This window comes from Streptococcus oralis, assembly GCF_004127215.1.
Taxonomy (GTDB): domain Bacteria; phylum Bacillota; class Bacilli; order Lactobacillales; family Streptococcaceae; genus Streptococcus; species Streptococcus oralis_BD.
This window is the reverse complement of record NZ_QEWJ01000137.1, coordinates 1-399: the sequence shown is the minus strand read 5'-3', so window position 1 is coordinate 399 and position 399 is coordinate 1. Positions and strand designations below refer to the sequence as shown.

Annotated in this window: 1 protein-coding gene; it reads right to left on the bottom strand. The window is 52.6% G+C overall.

Translation table 11 applies throughout. The features are described 5' to 3' along the window. Nucleotides 1–399, bottom strand: a 399-nt coding sequence (locus tag DF216_RS10910) for a hypothetical protein (protein ID WP_206280093.1), incomplete at both ends; no start/stop codon positions are given.

The window sequence follows — 399 nt, the reverse complement described above, 5'->3', positions numbered from 1 at the left end:
CATCAGCGAGCGTATCTGCTTCAACGAGTGCATCAGCATCAGCAAGTACATCAGCGAGCGTATCTGCTTCAACGAGTGCATCAGCATCAGCAAGTACATCAGCGAGCGTATCTGCTTCAACGAGTGCATCAGCATCAGCAAGTACATCGGCGAGTGCCTCGGCTTCAACGAGCGCGTCAGCATCAGCAAGTACTTCGGCGAGCGCGTCTGCTTCAACGAGTGCCTCAGTAAGTGCAAGTACATCAGCGAGCGCGTCGGCTTCAACAAGTGCATCAGCATCAGCAAGTACATCAGCGAGCGTATCTGCTTCAACGAGTGCATCAGCATCAGCAAGTACATCAGCGAGCGTATCTGCTTCAACGAGTGCATCAGCATCAGCAAGTACATCAGCGAGCGTAT